The organism is Billgrantia ethanolica (assembly GCF_021404305.1).
Lineage (GTDB): Bacteria > Pseudomonadota > Gammaproteobacteria > Pseudomonadales > Halomonadaceae > Halomonas > Halomonas ethanolica.
Genome location: NZ_JABFTX010000004.1, coordinates 162537 through 180594, shown reverse-complemented (window position 1 = coordinate 180594; position 18058 = coordinate 162537). Strand labels below are relative to the sequence as shown.

At 65.1% G+C, this 18058-nt stretch carries 15 protein-coding genes; 14 read left to right on the top strand and 1 reads right to left on the bottom strand.

Annotation, left to right across the window (positions count from 1 at the left end):
• Position 1: 1 nt before the first annotated feature.
• Positions 2 to 1894, bottom strand: a complete 1893-nt coding sequence (locus tag HOP53_RS17395) for a histidine kinase (RefSeq protein ID WP_234271199.1) — start codon at positions 1892 to 1894, stop codon at positions 2 to 4.
• Between the two features lie 210 nt (positions 1895 to 2104).
• Between HOP53_RS17395 and HOP53_RS17390 the strand changes: the two genes are divergently transcribed.
• From HOP53_RS17390 to HOP53_RS17325, 14 genes are all read left to right on the top strand, one after another.
• Complete coding sequence (locus HOP53_RS17390) at positions 2105 to 3406, top strand: MFS transporter (RefSeq protein ID WP_234271198.1); 1302 nt, start codon at positions 2105 to 2107, stop codon at positions 3404 to 3406.
• Between the two features lie 198 nt (positions 3407 to 3604).
• The gene (locus tag HOP53_RS17385) at positions 3605 to 7360 is read left to right on the top strand and encodes a nitrate reductase subunit alpha (protein ID WP_086510533.1); all 3756 of its coding nucleotides are present in this window, start codon (positions 3605 to 3607) and stop codon (positions 7358 to 7360) included.
• Entirely contained in the window at positions 7357 to 8919 is a 1563-nt protein-coding gene (narH, locus tag HOP53_RS17380; protein WP_086510532.1) for a nitrate reductase subunit beta, read from the top strand. Before HOP53_RS17385 ends, narH begins: the two co-directional genes overlap by 4 nt.
• Positions 8912 to 9700: a nitrate reductase molybdenum cofactor assembly chaperone gene (gene narJ, locus HOP53_RS17375; RefSeq protein ID WP_086510531.1), complete on the top strand. Its 789-nt coding sequence runs from the start codon at positions 8912 to 8914 to the stop codon at positions 9698 to 9700. Before narH ends, narJ begins: the two co-directional genes overlap by 8 nt.
• 12 nt (positions 9701 to 9712) lie before the next feature.
• Entirely contained in the window at positions 9713 to 10390 is a 678-nt protein-coding gene (gene narI / locus HOP53_RS17370) for a respiratory nitrate reductase subunit gamma (RefSeq protein WP_086510530.1), read from the top strand.
• Positions 10391 to 10666: 276 nt separating this feature from the next.
• On the top strand, positions 10667 to 11488 hold the full coding sequence (locus HOP53_RS17365) for a peptidylprolyl isomerase (RefSeq protein WP_191222870.1): 822 nt from the start codon (positions 10667 to 10669) through the stop codon (positions 11486 to 11488).
• 9 nt (positions 11489 to 11497) lie between these two features.
• Entirely contained in the window at positions 11498 to 12082 is a 585-nt protein-coding gene (gene moaB, locus HOP53_RS17360) for a molybdenum cofactor biosynthesis protein B (protein ID WP_086510528.1), read from the top strand.
• Positions 12079 to 13317, top strand: a complete 1239-nt coding sequence (locus tag HOP53_RS17355) for a molybdopterin molybdotransferase MoeA (protein ID WP_234271197.1) — start codon at positions 12079 to 12081, stop codon at positions 13315 to 13317. Before moaB ends, HOP53_RS17355 begins: the two co-directional genes overlap by 4 nt.
• Positions 13280 to 14020: a Crp/Fnr family transcriptional regulator gene (locus HOP53_RS17350; protein ID WP_086510526.1), complete on the top strand. Its 741-nt coding sequence runs from the start codon at positions 13280 to 13282 to the stop codon at positions 14018 to 14020. Before HOP53_RS17355 ends, HOP53_RS17350 begins: the two co-directional genes overlap by 38 nt.
• 43 nt (positions 14021 to 14063) lie before the next feature.
• Positions 14064 to 14483, top strand: a complete 420-nt coding sequence (locus HOP53_RS17345; protein ID WP_086510525.1) for a putative zinc-binding protein — start codon at positions 14064 to 14066, stop codon at positions 14481 to 14483.
• Positions 14480 to 15466 (top strand): GTP 3',8-cyclase MoaA, encoded by a 987-nt coding sequence (gene moaA, locus HOP53_RS17340; RefSeq protein WP_234271196.1) that lies wholly within the window; start codon positions 14480 to 14482, stop codon positions 15464 to 15466. Before HOP53_RS17345 ends, moaA begins: the two co-directional genes overlap by 4 nt.
• Before the next feature lie 223 nt (positions 15467 to 15689).
• Positions 15690 to 16001, top strand: coding sequence for a hypothetical protein (locus HOP53_RS17335; RefSeq protein ID WP_086510504.1), 312 nt, complete (start codon positions 15690 to 15692; stop codon positions 15999 to 16001).
• 21 nt (positions 16002 to 16022) lie between these two features.
• The gene (locus HOP53_RS17330) at positions 16023 to 17231 is read left to right on the top strand and encodes a M24 family metallopeptidase (protein ID WP_234271195.1); all 1209 of its coding nucleotides are present in this window, start codon (positions 16023 to 16025) and stop codon (positions 17229 to 17231) included.
• 65 nt (positions 17232 to 17296) lie between these two features.
• Positions 17297 to 18055 carry a creatininase gene (locus tag HOP53_RS17325; protein ID WP_234271194.1) on the top strand — a complete coding sequence of 253 codons (759 nt, stop codon included), beginning with the start codon at positions 17297 to 17299 and terminating at the stop codon, positions 18053 to 18055.
• Positions 18056 to 18058: the final 3 nt, after the last annotated feature.

Below are 18058 nucleotides of genomic sequence, written 5' to 3'. Positions count from 1 at the left end.
CTCAGTTTCCTTGGTCGTGAAGGGTGGGTTCGATGGCCGGCTGGCGGGTGATCAGGCGCGCCGTCTGGGGCGTGAAGACCACTTCCACGCAGGTGCCGCCCTCGGTCCGATTGGAGAGTTTGAGCTCCCCGCTCAGGGTGTGGGCGCGGTCACGCATGATCACCAGACCATAGTGCATGGGCGGCGAGTCGTCGTTCTCGAGGCCCACACCGTCGTCCTCGATGCGCAGCATGATGCGCGCTTCATGGAATTTCACCGTGACGGCGGCCCAATGCGCCTGGGCATGCTTGTGCGTGTTGCTCAGCGCCTCGCGGGCGATCTGCAGCACGTGAATTTCTTCATTGGGATTGAGCAAATGCGGGGGCACGTCGAAATGTAGCTCCACCGGCGCGCCCATGCGCTCGGCGAATTCGGCAGTGGTCTGCTGCAGTGCCGACTGCAGACCGGGCCCCTCCAGCTTCAATCGGAAGGTGGTGAGCAGCTCGCGCAGCTGGCGATAGGCGCTGTTGAGTCCGGTGCGCAGCTCGTCGAACACCGCTGCCTGCATCTCCTTGGGTGCATCCTTGGCCTGCATGCGCTCCAGTCGCGCCACCTGCATCTTGAGGTAGGAGAGCGACTGGGCCAGGGAGTCGTGCAGTTCGCGGGCAATGATGGTGCGCTCGCTCATCAGCGAGACCTGCTGCTCCTCTTCGATGCGTCGCTGCAGGTACACCGCCGTGGCCAGCTGGTCGGCCAGAGCGTTGAGCAGTCGGCGCACGCCGTCGGAGAGGCGCTCGTCCTTGGGGTGCCAGACTTCCAGGGTGCCCAGCATCTCATCGCCCACGCTCACCGGCAGCAGCACGCAGTCGCCGTCTTCGGTATCGGACAACCGTATGGGTTGCGGGGAGATCAGGCAGGCATGGCAGTCGTGGTCGCGACAATAGTCGGGGCGGCGCGCCGCGTGAGTAGCGAGTATCGGCACCTGGCGGTCGTCGTGGGGGTCGTTGAGCGACAGCCGGATAGGGCCGATGTCGAGCAGCTCCGCCACTCGTCGCAGCATGGGCGCGGCGCTGGTGCACAGGTCGTTGCCGCCGCCGTAGAGCGAGCGGCTGCCGTCGTGCAGGACCTGCATGACCTGGCTACTGCGCTCGAGCTCACGGGTCTTGCGCTTGATCCTTGCCTCGAGCTCGGCATAGCTGGTGCCCAGCTCTTCGGACATGGTATCGAAGGTCTTGCCGAGCATGGCCAGCTCGTCGCTGCCCTTGAGCTGGGTGCGCAGGGAGAAGTTGCGCCGTGCGGCCTCGCGGGCCAGTACCATCAGTTGGCGCAGCGGCGCCACCAGGTTGTGACGGATGTCATAAAGTGCGATGGCCACCACCACCGCCGTCAGGCCCAGAAACAGGATCTGCAGCGCGCTGAGCAGGCGGATCTTGGCCTCGGTGTTCTGTTCGAGCTGCTTGACCATGGTGTCGATGTCGCCCACCAGGCCGTCCAGGGTGCGGTTGAGCGGTTCGATGCGCACGTACTGACTGGCCACCGCCTCGCTCACCTGGGGGGCGAGCTCGTTATGCCAGCGGCCGAGTATCAGACGATATTGGCGGCGCAGCTCATGGGCCTCGGAAACCGGAATTGCCCCGGTCAGCTCCTCGCTGTCCAAGCGCTCCTCGAAGCGCCGCTTGAGTACGTGTACCTCGGCCCGATGCTCCAGCGAGGGTATGCGTTCGTAACGCTGCAGCGCGGCCACGATCTGGTAGGTGTTCATGCGCAGCGAGCCGGCGACGTTGATCGCCGCGGCATCGCCCCGGCTGCCACCGGCCACGGCCATGGTCACCACGATGCTGATAAGGGCCATGGCACTGATCGCCAGCAGCGAAGCGACGATACGGGCCACGAGGGAACGTTGCAGCAGTTTCATTGACGGCGGGCGTCTCCAGAAAGGCGCGGGGCATGTCGACACTATAACCCCTTAGCGACATTAAACCCCAAGGGCTGGCGGCGCATCCTACCGGCAGATTCGGTGGGTTGCCACCAAAGAGGTACCTCGCTTGCCCTTTTGACCTGGCAGGGGGCGGAAACGAGAATCTCTTCGACCACACCATGAGACAAACCGTTCATGCAGCCTGCCGTGAAAGCCCCGCCGCTGGGTGCGCAGGTCGACTACCGTTCGCTGGTGGTCGTGCTGTTGTCGCCGCTGGCCTTTGCGCTGGTCTTCGCCAGCTGGACCATCTTCGCCGTGCTGGGCGTTGAGCTGAAGCGCGTGCTGCACTTCGGCGAAGTGCAGTTTGCTTTGCTGCTGGCCATGCCGATGTTCACCGGTGCGCTGTCGGCGCTGCCCATGGCGGTGCTGGCGCGTCGGCTCGGCGGCCGGCGGGTGATGATCGGCTGTCTGCTGCTGATCTGCCCCTTCCTGTGGGCGATTGCCTACTCCGGCGTTTACCTGGAATTTCTGCTGGCTGGTGCCGGGCTGGGGCTGGGGGCCGGTTCGCTGGCTGCCGGGCTGGTCTATGTCGCCTCGCTGTGTCCCCGGCGTCATGCCGGCCTGGCACTGGGGCTCTACGGTGCCGGCATGCTGGGAGCGGGGTTGACCTACTTCCTGCTGCCCTTGATCAGCCAGGCCTACGGCTGGCCCATGGCGCCCAAGCTCTATCTGCTGCCGGTGCTGCTGGTGGCACTGCTGCTGTGGGTGTTCGCCGAGGACGAGCCGAGGAAGGCTGCCCTGTCGGCCGAAGCGCTCGATGACCTCGAGCCCCCGCCCGAGCACGTCCGGGTTCGCCGGCGCTGGCTGCCGCCGCCGGCGGTGTGTCGCCTGGCGCTTTACTACAGCTTCTTCTACGGCGCCTTCGTGGCGCTGGCGCTGTGGTTGCCGGGGTATCTGGCGGCGCAGTATCAGCTTTCGCTCAAGCTGGCCGCGCTGTGGGCGCTGACCTTCACGCTGCCGGGCGGGGTGGGGCAGATCGTCGGCGGCGCCTTGGCCGATCGGCGTGATTTCCGCGACCTGCGCTGGTGGGTCAGCGCCTGCGTCATGGTGTGTCTGTTCCTGCTCTCCTATCCCGACTTCACCATGCAGATCCACGGCGTGCATGGCGACCTCACCCTGCACTTCTCGATGCCGCTTTACGGCTTCACCGCGCTGCTGGCCGTCATGGGGCTGGCCATGGGTATCGGCAAGGGTAGCCTGATGTGCCTGCTTCACCGCGAGTACGGCGACGACATGGTGCGCTCGGGCGGGCTGGCGCTGGCCCTGGGCGGGCTGTTCGCCGCGGTGCTGCCGCTGATGTTCGTGCTCGGCAACGAGTGGATCGGTGTGCGCACCGCCGGCTTCATGTTCCTCTACGCCGCGCTGGCGGTGTGCATGCTGGTGATGCTGTGGGACGGCACGCGCTCGCGTTCGCGTAGGCCTTGCCCGCCACCCCCCCAGGCGGACTAACCCCCTTTCACCGGGCCGTCTATCACCTTGTAGGTAGACGGGGTGTATATGGAGGTAACCTGGCAGTAATCCGCTTTTCAATGCTCCAGACTTCGCTTCAAGAACCTGCCCCGGCGGTCGTGTGGATCACGTCGCACGACACGGCAGGCGGGGTGGCCCGGGTGCCACGCAACACTTCAAGAAGCCTGGAGATCGACCATGAGTCACTTCTTAGATCGGCTGAATTTCTTCCGCAAGGCCCGCGAGCCCTTCGCCAACGACCATGGCGAGACCCGCGAGGAGTCGCGTGGCTGGGAAGACGGCTACCGTCAGCGCTGGCAGCACGACAAGGTCGTGCGTTCCACCCACGGCGTGAACTGCACCGGCTCCTGCAGCTGGAAGATCTACGTCAAGAACGGCCTGGTCACCTGGGAAACCCAGCAGACCGACTATCCGCGCACCCGCCCGGATCTGCCCAACCATGAGCCGCGGGGCTGCCCGCGCGGTGCTAGCTACTCCTGGTACATGTACAGCGCCAACCGCCTCAAGTACCCGCTGATCCGCAAGCCGCTGCTCAAGCTGTGGCGCGAGGCCAAGCAGCAGCACGGCGACCCGGTCGATGCCTGGGCCTCCATCGTCTCCGACCCGGCCAAGACCAAGCAGTACAAGCGCGCCCGCGGCATGGGTGGCTTCGTACGCGCCAACTGGGACGAGCTCAACGAGCTGATCGCGGCCTCCAACGTCTACACCGCCAAGCAGTACGGCCCCGACCGCATCATCGGCTTCTCGCCGATCCCCGCCATGTCGATGGTCAGCTACGCCGCGGGCAGCCGCTACCTGTCGCTGATCGGCGGCGTGTGCATGAGCTTCTACGACTGGTACTGCGACCTGCCGCCGGCCAGCCCGCAGACCTGGGGCGAGCAGACCGACGTGCCCGAATCGGCCGACTGGTACAACTCCGGCTACATCATCGCCTGGGGTTCCAACGTGCCCCAGACCCGTACCCCGGACGCCCACTTCTTCACCGAAGTGCGCTACAAGGGCACCAAGACCGTCTCCATCACCCCGGACTACGCCGAGGTCTCCAAGCTCACCGACGAGTGGCTGTCTGTCAAGCAGGGCACCGACGCCGCCCTGGGCATGGCCATGGGTCACGTGATCCTCAAGGAGTTCCACCTCGACAAGCCCAGCGCCTACTTCACCGAGTACGTGCGCAAGTACTCCGACATGCCTTTCCTGGTCGAGCTCGAAGCCCGCGAGGACGGCAGCTTCGTGCCCGGCAAGCAGCTGCGCGCCAGCGACTTCGTCGACAACATGGGCCAGGAGAACAACCCCGAGTGGAAAACCGTGGCGTGGGACGAGACCCGTGATCAGCTGGTCGTACCCAACGGTTCCATCGGCTTCCGCTGGGGCGAGAAGGAGGAGAATCAGGGCAAGTGGAACCTCGAGCAGCGTGATGCCGAGGGCAACGACGTCCACCTGCTGCTGACCCTGGCCGAGAACCACGACGACGTGGCCAAGGTGGCGTTCCCCTACTTTGGTGGCATCGCCCACGAGCACTTCGACCACGTGGCCGGCAACGAGCTGCTGTTCCACAGCCTGCCCGCCAAGCGCCTGAAGAAGGCCGACGGCACTGACATTCTCGCCGTCACCGTGTTCGACCTGATGTGCGCCAACTACGGCATCGACCGCGGCTTCGGTGAGGACGACGGCGCCACCTCCTACGACCAGATCCGCCCCTACACCCCGGCCTGGCAGGAGAAGATCACCGGCGTGCCCGCCGAGCAGGTCGCCCGCATCGCCCGTGAGTTCGCCGACAACGCCGACAAGACCCAGGGTCGCTCCATGGTCATCGTGGGTGCCGCGATGAACCACTGGTACCACATGGACATGAACTACCGCGGCCTGATCAACATGCTGATCATGTGCGGCTGTATCGGCCAGAGCGGCGGCGGCTGGGCTCACTACGTGGGTCAGGAGAAGCTGCGCCCGCAGACCGGCTGGACTCCGCTGGCCTTCGGCCTCGACTGGCAGCGTCCGCCGCGCCACATGAACTCCACCTCCTTCTTCTACAACCACTCCTCCCAGTGGCGCTACGAGAAGCTCGAGGTCAAGGAGATCCTGTCGCCGCTGGCCGATGCCAGCAAGTACACCGGCAGCCTGATCGACTTCAACGTGCGCTCCGAGCGCATGGGCTGGCTGCCCTCTGCGCCGCAGCTCGGCACCAACCCGCTGCGCCTGGCCAAGCCGGCTGCCGAAGCGGGCATGTCGACCAAGGACTACGCCGTACAGCAGCTCAAGAGCGGCGAGCTGGCGTTCGCCGCCGAGGATCCGGACAGCCCGCAGAACTTCCCGCGCAACCTGTTCGTGTGGCGCTCCAACCTGCTGGGCAGCTCGGGCAAGGGCCACGAGTACATGCTCAAGTACCTGCTGGGTACCCGTAACGGTATCCAGGGCAAGGACCTGGGCGAAATGGGCGGCCAGAAGCCGGAAGAGGTGAAGTGGCACGACGAGGCGCCGGAAGGCAAGCTCGACCTGGTGGTCACGCTGGACTTCCGCATGTCCTCCACCTGTCTTTACTCCGACGTGGTGCTGCCGACGGCTACCTGGTACGAGAAGAACGACCTCAACACCTCGGACATGCACCCGTTCATCCACCCGCTGACCGCGGCCACCGACCCGGCGTGGGAGTCGCGCAGCGACTGGGACATCTACAAGGGCATCGCCAAGGCGTTCTCCGAAGTGTGTGTCGGCCACCTGGGCGAGGAGACCGATCTGGTCACCCTGCCGCACCAGCACGACTCCCCGGCCGAACTGGCCCAGCCTGAAGTGAAGGACTGGAAGAAGGGCGAGTGCGAGCCGATCCCCGGCAAGACCATGCCGGCGCTGATCGAGGTCAAGCGCAACTACCCCGAGACCTATGAGCGCTTCACCTCCGTGGGCCCGCTGCTCGAGACCATCGGCAACGGCGGCAAGGGCATCGCCTGGAACACCGAGTCCGAGGTCGAGCTGCTCGGCAAGCTGAACTACCGCAAGACCGAAGGTCCCGCCAAGGGCCGGCCGAAGATCGAGACCGCGATCGACGCCGCCGAGATGATCCTGACCCTGGCGCCGGAAACCAACGGTGCGGTGGCGGTCAAGGCGTGGGGCGCGCTGTCCAAGATCACCGGACGCGACCACACCCACCTGGCCACGCCCAAGCACGAGGAGAAGATCCGCTTCCGCGACATCGTGGCGCAGCCGCGCAAGATCATCTCGAGCCCGACCTGGTCCGGCCTGGAAGACGAGCACGTCTCCTACAACGCCGGCTACACCAACGTGCACGAGCTGATTCCGTGGCGCACCGTGAGCGGCCGCCAGCAGTTCTACCAGGATCACCCCTGGATGCGCGCCTTCGGTGAGAGCCTGCTGACCTATCGTCCGCCGATCAACACCAAGACCATTACCGGTTTCCAGATGCCGGAGGACAACGGCAACCCGACCAAGGCGCTGAACTGGATCACCCCGCACCAGAAGTGGGGCATCCACTCCACCTACAGCGACAACCTGCTGATGCTGACGCTCAACCGCGGCGGTCCGGTGGTATGGATGTCGGAAAACGACGCCCAGGAGATCGGCATCGAGGACAACGACTGGATCGAGCTGTTCAACGCCAACGGCGCCATCACCGCTCGTGCCATCGTCAGTCAGCGGGTCAAGGACGGCATGGTGATGATGTACCACGCCCAGGAGCGTCAGGTGAACGTGCCGGGCTCCGAGGTCACCAAGACCCGCGGCGGCATGCACAACTCCGTGACCCGGGTGTGCCCGAAGCCGACCCACATGATCGGCGGCTACGCGCAGCTCTCTTACAGCTTCAACTACTACGGCACCGTTGGTTCCAACCGCGATGAATTCGTCCTCATCCGCAAGATGAAGAAGATCGACTGGCTGGATGGCGAAGGCAACGACAGCGTGCAGGAGACCGTGAAATGAAGATTCGTTCCCAGGTAGGCATGGTCCTCAACCTCGACAAGTGCATCGGCTGTCACACCTGCTCGGTCACCTGCAAGAACGTCTGGACCAGCCGTGAAGGCATGGAATATGCCTGGTTCAACAACGTCGAGACCAAGCCCGGTATCGGCTATCCCAAGGAGTGGGAGAACCAGGACAAGTGGAAGGGCGGCTGGATGCGTCGCCGCGACGGCAAGATCGAGCCGCGCATCGGCGGCAAGTGGCGGGTGCTGGCGAACATCTTCGCCAACCCCGACCTGCCCGAGATCGACGACTACTACGAGCCGTTCGACTTCGACTATCAGCACCTGCATACCGCCAAGCAGGGCGACCATCAGCCGGTGGCGCGTCCCCGTTCGCTGGTCTCCGGCGAGCGCATGAAGAAGATCGAATGGGGCCCGAACTGGGAGGAGATCCTCGGCACCGAGTTCGCCAAGCGCCGCAAGGACAAGAACTTCGAGCAGGTGCAGGCCGACATCTACGGCCAGTTCGAGAACACCTTCATGATGTACCTGCCGCGCCTGTGCGAGCACTGCCTCAACCCGGCGTGCGTGGCCTCGTGCCCGAGCGGCGCGATCTACAAGCGTGAGGAGGACGGCATCGTCCTGATCGACCAGGACAAGTGCCGCGGCTGGCGGATGTGTATCTCCGGCTGCCCGTACAAGAAGATCTACTACAACTGGAAGACCGGCAAGTCCGAGAAGTGCATCTTTTGCTACCCGCGCATCGAGTCGGGCATGCCGACCGTGTGCTCCGAGACCTGCGTGGGCCGTATCCGCTACCTCGGCGTGCTGCTCTACGATGCCGACCGCATCGAGGAAGTGGCCAGCTCGCCGGACGTGCGTGACCTCTACCACCGCCAGTGCGAGATCTTCCTCGACCCCAACGATCCGAAGGTGATCGAGCAGGCCAGGAAGGACGGCATTCCGGACAACGTGATCAAGGCCGCTCAGGAGAGCCCGGTCTACAAGATGGCCATGGACTGGGGGCTGGCGCTGCCGCTGCACCCCGAGTACCGCACCCTGCCGATGGTCTGGTACGTGCCGCCGCTCTCGCCGATCCAGTCAGCCGCCGAGGCCGGCAAGGTCGAGTACGACGGCGTGCTGCCCAAGATCGAGTCGCTGCGCATCCCGGTGCGCTACCTGGCCAACATGCTCACCGCCGGTGAGGAAGAGCCCGTGGTACTGGCGCTCAAGCGGCTGATGGCGATGCGCGTGTTCATGCGCAACCGTCACGTCGAAGGCAAGCACGACACCGAAGTGCTCGACGCCGTGGGTCTCAGCGAGGCCCAGGTGGAAGAGATGTACCGCTACCTCGCCATTGCCAACTACGAGGATCGCTTCGTGATCCCCACCAGCCACCGCGAGATGGCCACCGAAGCGTTCCCCGAGCGCGGCGGCTGCGGCTTCAGCTTCGGCGACGGCTGCCACGGCGAGAGCAAGCCGAGTCTGTTCAACGGCCGCAAGCAGACCAGCGCGCTGGTCAAGCCGGTGGACGTGTTCGACCCGAAAACCGGCGCCAAGGAGACTCACCATGGCTGATGCAGCACTCCAGATGCCCCAAGAGGCGATGATCCAGCCGGAGTTCGGCATGCGCAGCCTGCGCGTGCTGGCCCGCCTGCTGGACTACCCCACCGAGGCGCTGCAGGGCGCGGTGGATGAGCTGATCGAGGCGCTCTACGCCGAGCGCCGCCTTACGGCGGCGCTCAAGGCCGACCTGATGAGCTGGTGCCAGCGCATTTCCGAGGCCGACCTGCTCGAGCTGCAGTCCGAGTACGTGGCGCTGTTCGACAAGGGCCGCGCCCACTCGCTGCTGCTGTTCGAGCACGTGCACGGCGAATCCCGCGACCGCGGCCAGGCCATGGTCGACCTGATCGACGAGTACAAGGCCGCCGGTTTCGAGCTCGACGCCCGCGAACTGCCCGACTACCTGCCGCTGTTCCTGGAGTACCTCTCCACCCGCAGCGACGAGGAGATCGGCCGCTGGCTGGGCGAGATCCGCCACATCCTGGCGCTGCTCACCGCACGTCTCGAGGAGCGCGGCGCCGACCAGGCCCTGGTCACCCGCGCGCTGCTGGCACTGATCGATGCCGAAGAGGACATCGAGGCGCAGCGCCAGGCGGTGGCCGGCGAGAAGCGCGACGACACCCCCGAAGCGCTGGACGCGGTATGGGAGGAGGAGGCGGTGCGCTTCTCCGCCAAGTCCGACGAGGACTGCGCGCTGCAGTCCGCCGAAGGGCGCCGGCTGGCCGAGCGCAAGCGGCAGGTGCAGGGCGATGCGATTCGCATCCTCGACCCCGTCGATGCCGCCAAGAAACACTAACGGAGACCTGTCATGAACTACATCGATACCCTGCTGTTCGGGCTCTACCCCTACCTCGCCGGCAGCGTCTTCCTGATCGGCAGCCTGCTGCGCTACGACCAGGGCCAGTTCACCTGGAAGACCGGCTCCAGCCAGATGCTGTCGTCGAAGAACATGCGCATGGCCAGCAACCTGTTCCATATCGGCATCATCGTGATCTTCTTCGGCCACCTGGCCGGCCTGCTCACCCCGCACTGGGTCTACAGCCCCTTCATCAGTGCCGGCACCAAGCAGGTGATCGCCGTGGTGGTAGGCGGTATCGCCGGCGTGATGTGTCTGGTGGGTGGCGCCATGCTGTTCCATCGGCGCCTGACCAACCCGCGGGTGCGTGCCTCTTCCAGCACCATGGACACCGTGATCATCGGCCTGCTGGTGCTTCAGGTGGCGCTCGGCCTGCTCACCATCCTGCCCACCCTGGGCCACCTGGACGGCGGCAAGATGCTGCAGTTCTCCGGCTGGGCGCAGTCCATCGTGTTCTTCCAGGGCGGTGCCGCCGCTTATCTGGAGGGCGTGGGCTGGATCTACAAGCTGCACATCCTGGTGGGTCTGACCATCATTCTGGTCTTCCCCTTCACCCGTCTGGTTCACGTATGGAGCGTGCCGATGGGTTACGTGACTCGGCGCTATCAAATCGTGCGTCGCCGGGCTTGAGGTAAAAGCTGGCTGCGCTCGGCCAGCGTCGCAATCCCGGTGCATTCCTGAGGGGCGCCGGGGGCAGGCCGAAGAGGAGGTTCTTCGCCATGGGTGAGGAGCACTGCTCCGAACGGGCTGGCCATGGATGGCCAGCACCGGTCCTGCGAGTGGAGCAGGACGCGAGAGCGAAGCAGGGCGAAGATAGCGCCCAGGGATGGGTTCACAGCGCCTCCTCGCAGGCCTGCCGACGGAACAGCCCCGGGCATTGATGTCATGTATTAGAGGATCAGCACCATGCAAATGATCGAGATCGCACAGCTGCCGGGCCGCTACGCTCCGCCGCCCGTCAAGGTCGGGGACAAGGCTATCGACGAAGAGAGCATCGCCCGCGAGATGCAGTACCACCCGGCGGCGACCGCCGACGAGGCGAAGCTTGCGGCCGCCCGCGCCTTGGTGGTTCGCGAGCTGCTGCGCCAGCGCGCCGTCGAACTCGGTCTGCTGAGCGCAGATTCCCGTGACGAAGGCGAGCACGATGCCGCCATCGCCACCCTGCTGGAGCGGGAACTGCAGGTGCCGGAGCCCGAAGAAGAAGCCTGCCGCCGCTTCTTCGACGCCGAGCCCGAACGCTTCAGTGCGCCGACCCGCATTGCCGTTCGCCACATACTGCTGGCTGCCGCTCCCGACGACGCCGAGGCGCGCGACGCCCAGTACCGCCTGGGCGAGACGCTGCTCGAAGAGCTCGAGGCGATCCCCGAGCGCTTCACCGAGTTTGCCATGCGTCACTCCGCCTGCCCCTCGAAGAGCGAGGGCGGCGAGCTGGGCTGGCTGGCGCAGGGGCAGACCGTGGCCGAGCTGGACCGCGCCCTGCAGCACCTGCCCGAAGGGCTGCACGACCGGCCCCTGGCCTCGCGCTACGGCTGGCACCTGGTGAGCATCGACGCGCGTGAGGGCGGTCAGCGCCTGCCCTTCGAACAGGTGGCCGAGCGCGTGCGCCACACACTGCGCGAACAGGCCACCCGCCGCGCCCTGCGTCACTACCTGCTGGCGCTGGAAGAAGAGATCGGCGTCGAAGGGATCGAGCTCGACGACAACGCCGCCGGCAGCTTGATGCAATAGGAGGAATTCATGTCCCACGTTCACGCCAACGCTCGCTTCGTGCCGCTCGGTATTGCCGTGCTGACCGTTTCCGACACTCGCGGCTTCGACCGCGACGGCAGCGGCGACCTGCTCAGTGAACGCCTCTCCGAGGCTGGCCATGCGCTGGTCGACCGACGCATCGTGCCCGACGACATCTACCGGATTCGTGCGGTGGTTTCCAAGTGGGTGGTGCGCGACGACGTGCAGGTCATTCTGGTCAACGGCGGTACCGGCTTTACTGCCCGCGACACCACACCCGAGGCCCTCGCACCGCTGTTCGACCGCGCCATCGACGGCTACGGCGAGCTGTTCCGTCAGCTATCCTTCGACAGCATCGGAACCTCCACCGTGCAGTCGCGGGCGGTGGGCGGCGTGGCCAACCGCACCCTGATCTTCGCCATGCCCGGCTCGCCCAAGGCCTGTGCCACGGCGTGGGACGGCATTCTGGCCAGCCAGCTCGATGCCCGCACCCGGCCGTGCAACTTCGTCGCCATGGTGCTGCCCGAGCAGCGCTGCTGCGAGTCGCGCAGCGTCGACTCGGTACCTAACCGCGGTCAAGGTATGCGCGCATGAGCTGTGCCACGCTTGCCAAAGGATTGCTCGACCTGGACGTGGCCCGGGCGCGAATGATTGCCGCGGCCGAGCCTGTGCGAGGCGAGGAGCTCGTGGCGCTGGAGCGGGCCGTCGGTCGCGTGCTGGCCCGCGACGTGACGGCACGGCTGGACATGCCCGGCGTCGACAACAGCGCGATGGACGGCTATGCCCTACGTCTGGCGGAACTCAGCGATGCCGGCCTGCCGGTCGTCCTGCGGGTGCCGGCGGGTGCCGGCGTGACCTCGCTGCCCGAAGGCGGCTGTGCGCGGATCTTCACCGGCGCGCCGGTGCCCGAGGGCGCAGACTGCGTGGTGCCTCAGGAGCGGGTACGCCTGGATGAGGCGGGATGCATGCATGTCGCAGGCGAAGCGAAGCCGGGCGCCAACATTCGGCGGCGCGGCGAAGAGTACCGAGAAGGCGACACGCTGCTGACGGCGGGCTGGACGTTGGACAGTGCAGCGCTGGCGCTGCTGGCCAGCCAGGGCATCGCCGAGGTGCCGGTGCTGCCGCGCCTCAAGGTGGCGCTGATCTCCACCGGCGACGAGCTGATCGAGCCGGGTGCGACGTTCGCCCCCGGGCTGGTCTACAACAGCAACCGGGTGATGCTGCAGGCGCTGCTGGAGCAGGCCGACTGCGAGGTGCTGGATCTCGGCATCATCGCCGACGATCCCGACGCCCTGCGTGAGGCGTTCGCTACCGCCCGCGACGGCGCGGACCTGGTGGTGTGCACCGGCGGTGTGTCGGTGGGCGAGGAAGACCACGTCAGGCCCGTGCTCGACGAGCTCGGCGGGCTCTGGTTCCATGGCGTGGCGATGAAGCCGGGCAAGCCGTTCGCCTTCGGCTACCTGGACGACGGTTCGCCCGAGGGCGTGCCGCTGCTGGGTCTGCCGGGCAACCCGGTGGCCTCGCTGGTGGGCTGGCACCTGCTGGCGAGACCTTTCGTTCAAGGCTGCCAGGGCCGCACCGTCGGGCCACTACAACAATATCGCGTCCGCGCCGGCTTCTCGCGGCGGGGCAATCCCGGGCGGCGTGAGCTGCTGCGTGTAACGCTCGACTGGCAAGGCGGCCATCCGGTAGCCTCGCTGGCCGGCGGGCAGGGCTCGCATATGCTGCATGCCGCCAGCCAGGCGCACGGTTATCTGATGATGGCCGCCGATACCGACGTGGAGGAAGGTCGTGAATACCCCTATTTACCCGCCGGACAGTTCGGCTGATCTGCTGTTCAAGCCCAAGCAGCTGCGCGAGCTGGTCAACGGCGTGCCTTGGTTGAGCGAACTCGACGAGGAAGAGGTGACGGCACTGCTGCAGGATTCCGAGCTGCAGTCGCTGAAGACCCGCGAGTGGCTGTTCCGCCAGGATGCGCCGGCACATTGGCTCTACATCGTCATCAACGGTGCGGTGCGTCTGGCGCGCAGCGCCGGCGATGGCCGCCTGGCCACCATTCGCTGCGTCGAGCGCGGCGGCACCCTGGGCGAGCTGAGCATGGTCTCCAGCGCCGGGGTCTACCTCTACTCCGCCGAGGCGCTGCGCCGCACCCACGTACTGGCCATTCCCGCCCAGCACTGTCGCGAAATCATGGACCGGCAGCCGGCCTGCCGCGCCGAGTTCATGAGCCGGCTGGCGCTGGAGCTCACCGAACGCCTCGAGGACCTGGCGCTGCTGACCCAGGCCGACGCCATGTCGCGGCTGGTCAGCTACATCCTGCGCCAGCTGCCGGCGGGGCGCAGTCGCACCCCGCGGGTGGTACGCCTGTCGATTCCCAAGCGCTGGCTCGCCGCCCAACTGGCGATGACGCCGGAAACCCTGTCGCGGCTGTTGGCCAAACTGCGCGACGGCGGCGTGATCGGCATCGACCGCCAGCGTCTGACGGTGCTCGACGAGCAGAAACTGCGCGACGCCATGCTGGCCGACGACTGAGGTCGTCGGCGCGGGGTGGCGTGTTGCAAAGAGGGGAGGCTGCATGTCCCGAACCGCGAACAAACCTCGCACCCTGGTCTACTCCTGTTCCGGCTGCTCCGACGTGGCGCAGCTGGCCAACGACGTGGCCGTGCGGCTCGACCACACCGGCGTGGCCGAGATGTCGTGCATCTCTGGCGTCGGCGGTGGTGTTCCCGGCCTGGTACGCATCGCCCGTTCGGGGCGGCCGATCGTCGCCATCGACGGCTGCCAGATGCACTGCGTGACCCACTGCCTGGCCCGGGCCGGGGTGACCGCCACGCAGCACGTCAAGCTCTACGAGCAGGGCTTTCGCAAGCGTCGCGGCCAGAGCTATGACGACGAGACCGTCTGCGAGGTGGCCGAACAGGTCGGCGAACTGATCGCCCGCCTACCGATGGACGCCCCGGCCCATGTCGAGGCAAGCGCCGAGGAAAACCCATGAGCCTGATCGACGGCTTCGGCCGCAGCGTGCGCTACGTTCGCCTCTCCGTCACCGACCGCTGCGACTTCCGCTGCGTCTACTGCATGGCCGAGGAGATGACCTTCCTGCCCCGTGCCAGGCTGTTGACCCTGGAGGAGATCGCTGCGCTGTCGCGAGCCTTCGTCGAACTGGGGGTGGAGAAGATCCGACTCACCGGCGGCGAGCCGCTGGTGCGTCGTGGCATCGAGGAGCTGGTGGCCGAACTCGGCGCACTGCCGGGCCTGCGCGACTTCGGCATGACCACCAACGGCGCCGGGCTGGTCAAGCATGCCCGCGCCCTCTATCGGGGCGGGCTCAAGCGGCTCAACGTCAGCCTCGACTCGCTCGATCCCGAGCGCTTTCGCGCCCTGACCCGCACCGGCGATCTCGCCAGGGTGATCGACGGCATCCGCGCCGCGCGGGAAGCCGGCTTCGAGCGCATCAAGCTCAACGCGGTGATCCTCAAGGGGCGCAACGACGACGAAGTGCTCGACCTGGTGGAATTCGCCCGCGCCGAAGGCGTCGACATCAGCTTCATCGAAGAGATGCCGCTGGGCCAGAACATGAGCCACGACCGCGGCGAGACCTTCTGTTCCAGTGACGACGTGCGCGCCACCATCGAGACGCGCCACACGCTGCTGCCCACCACCGAGACCACCCTGGGCCCTTCGCGCTACTACCGCATGGCCGACAGCGACTCGCGTATCGGCTTCATCTCGCCCCACAGCCACAACTTCTGCGCCGCCTGCAACCGCGTACGCGTTACCGCCGAGGGTCGCCTGCTGCTGTGCCTGGGCAACGAGCACTCCGTCGACCTGCGCGCGGTGATGCGCCGCTACCCCGGCGATCTCGAACGGCTCAAGGCCACCATCGTCACCGCCATGCAAAAGAAGCCCGAGCGTCATCACTTCACCACCGACGGCGACGTACAGGTGGTGCGCTTCATGAACATGACGGGGGGCTGACCCCAACCTCGTACTATCCCGTCGTTCGCCGTTGACCCGGCAGCCGCCAGGCTGCCGCTGCGGTCTATTTGCCTTCCCACGCCCTGTTTTCACTCGCTCCGCGCTGCGGCATGCCGCGCCTCGCTGTCGGCATTGCTGTCGTCAATGGCCCTATTTGCACTAGTCATTGGTGTTGCCGAGTCGCGCTGGCCATAGTCATTTCAGACGGCTGGAGAACGCGGAAATGAAACATTGGCGACTAGTACTGAGAGTGGCTTCCGACTCGATGGTGTTACAGGACGCCGGTGAATTGAGGCGCAACGCCAGCGCGTTTCTGCGCGTGAATAAAACCTACGAAGTGGCCTGCCTCGGTATCAACATGTTCGGCATCGACTTCCTGGCCGAAGACGATGAGTTCAATCACATCATGTGTCTGGTGAAGATCCTAGAAACCAGATATCGCCTTTCGATCATGCAGTTCAGCGAACTTGACGTTACCGATGAGCCTGGCGTGACAGTAAAGGTCGGTTCCCAACCTGCGACATGTGTCGCGTGAAAAGACGAAGGAGACAACAAGATGCAACTTCCATCGCTGATCGAGATCCCCAATGGCGACAAGGTCGTGCCGACATTTTCCGATGCCGAAATGCAGGGGCGTCTGAGGCGTCTTCGGGATTACATGGCAGCCAATGGCGTCGACGCCGTCGTGCTGACCTCGTATCACAATATCAATTATTTCAGTGATTTCTTTTACTGCAAGTTCGGGCGCGATTATGGCCTGGTCGTCACCCAGGATCGCTTTACCACCGTTACCGCCAACATCGATGGGGGCCAACCCTATCGGCGCAATCGCCTGGGCGACAACGTCGTCTACACCGATTGGCAGAAGGACAACTTCTTCAAGGCGGTCAAGCAGCTCTGTGAAGGCAAGCAGTGCGTCGGCGTCGAGTTCGACCACCTCACGCTGCAGAACCAGCAGAAGCTGCTCTCCGCACTCGGCGAGGTGGAACTCACCGATATCGGCGTGCCGACCATGCAGATGCGCATGATCAAGTCGGCCGAAGAGATCGCGCTGATCCGCCAGGGCGCGCGCATCGCCGACGTGGGCGGCGTGGCCGTGCGCGATGCCATCAAGGCTGGTGTGCCGGAATACGAGGTTGCGCTGGCCGGCCAAGCTGCCATGGTGCGCGAGATCGCCAAGACTTATCCCAATAGTGAACTGATGGACACCTGGGTCTGGTTCCAGTCGGGGATCAACACCGATGGCGCCCACAATCCGGTGACCAGCCGCCGCGTGCAGCCCGGAGACATCCTCAGCCTGAACACTTTCCCGATGATCTCGGGCTACTACACGGCACTGGAGCGCACCCTGTTCTGCGAGCACGCCTCGGACGAGCACCTGCGTCTGTGGGAGGTCAACTGTGAGGTGCATCGTCGTGGCCAGGAGCTGATCAAGCCCGGCGTGCGCTGCTGTGACATCGCCCACGAGCTCAACGAGATCTTCGCCAAGCACGATCTGCTGCAGTATCGCACCTTCGGCTACGGCCACTCCTTCGGCACCCTGAGCCACTACTACGGCCGTGAGGCGGGGCTCGAACTGCGTGAGGACATCGAGACCGTGCTCGAGCCCAACATGGTGGTCTCCATGGAGCCGATGATCATGGTGCCGGAAGGTCGTCCGGGCGCCGGTGGCTATCGCGAGCACGATATTCTCGTCGTCAACGAGCACGGGGCCGAGAACATCACCGGCTTCCCGTATGGGCCGGAGCACAACATCGTCAAGTGAAGAAAGCAAAGGGGAGCCGGGCTCCCCTTTTTCCGACAAAGGAAACAGGTTTCTGGGGGATTGAGATGAAGAGCGTAAAGATCGAGAACCTGGACTGGGTGTCCTACCGGGAGCTGACCGAGAAGGGCCGATGCAAGATAATTCTTCCGGTAGGTGCCATCGAGCAGCATGGTCCCCACATGTCGCTCAATCCCGATGTGCTGATACCCAGTCATATTGCCGTCAAGGTGGCAGAGAGGTGCGACAATATGCTGGTGGCACCCGCTATCAGCTATGGCTACAAGTCGCAGGTCAAGTCAGGGGGCGGGAACTTCTTCCCGGGCACCACCTGTGTCTCCGGTAGCTCACTCGAGAGCTATGTGTTCGATGTTCTGCAAGCCTACGTGAATCACGGAAACCGTGAGTTCATTCTGATAAACGGTCACTTCGAGAACTCCATGTATCTTTGCGAAGCGGCCGACAAGCTGGTGAAGAAGTGCAAGAACGAGGGCGTGAACGTCAAGGTCTATCTGCTCTCCTATTGGGACTTCATCAGCGAAGAAACGATCGAGAAGGTTTTTCCAGATGGCTTTTCAGGCTGGGCCGTCGAGCATGGCGGGGTGCTTGAAACCTCGATCATGTTGAAGCTACATCCGGAACTCGTCGACATGTCGAAAGCGGTGGACGTGGAGCCGGCTACCTTTCCGCCTTACGACGTCTTCCCCCCCGACCCTTCTTGGGTAGCAGCCTCTGGAACGCTTTCATCCCCACTGCCGGCGACCGCCGAGAAAGGCGAGATCATTCTCGATGAGTGCATCTCGGGGATCGCCAGCCATTTTGGCTGAACT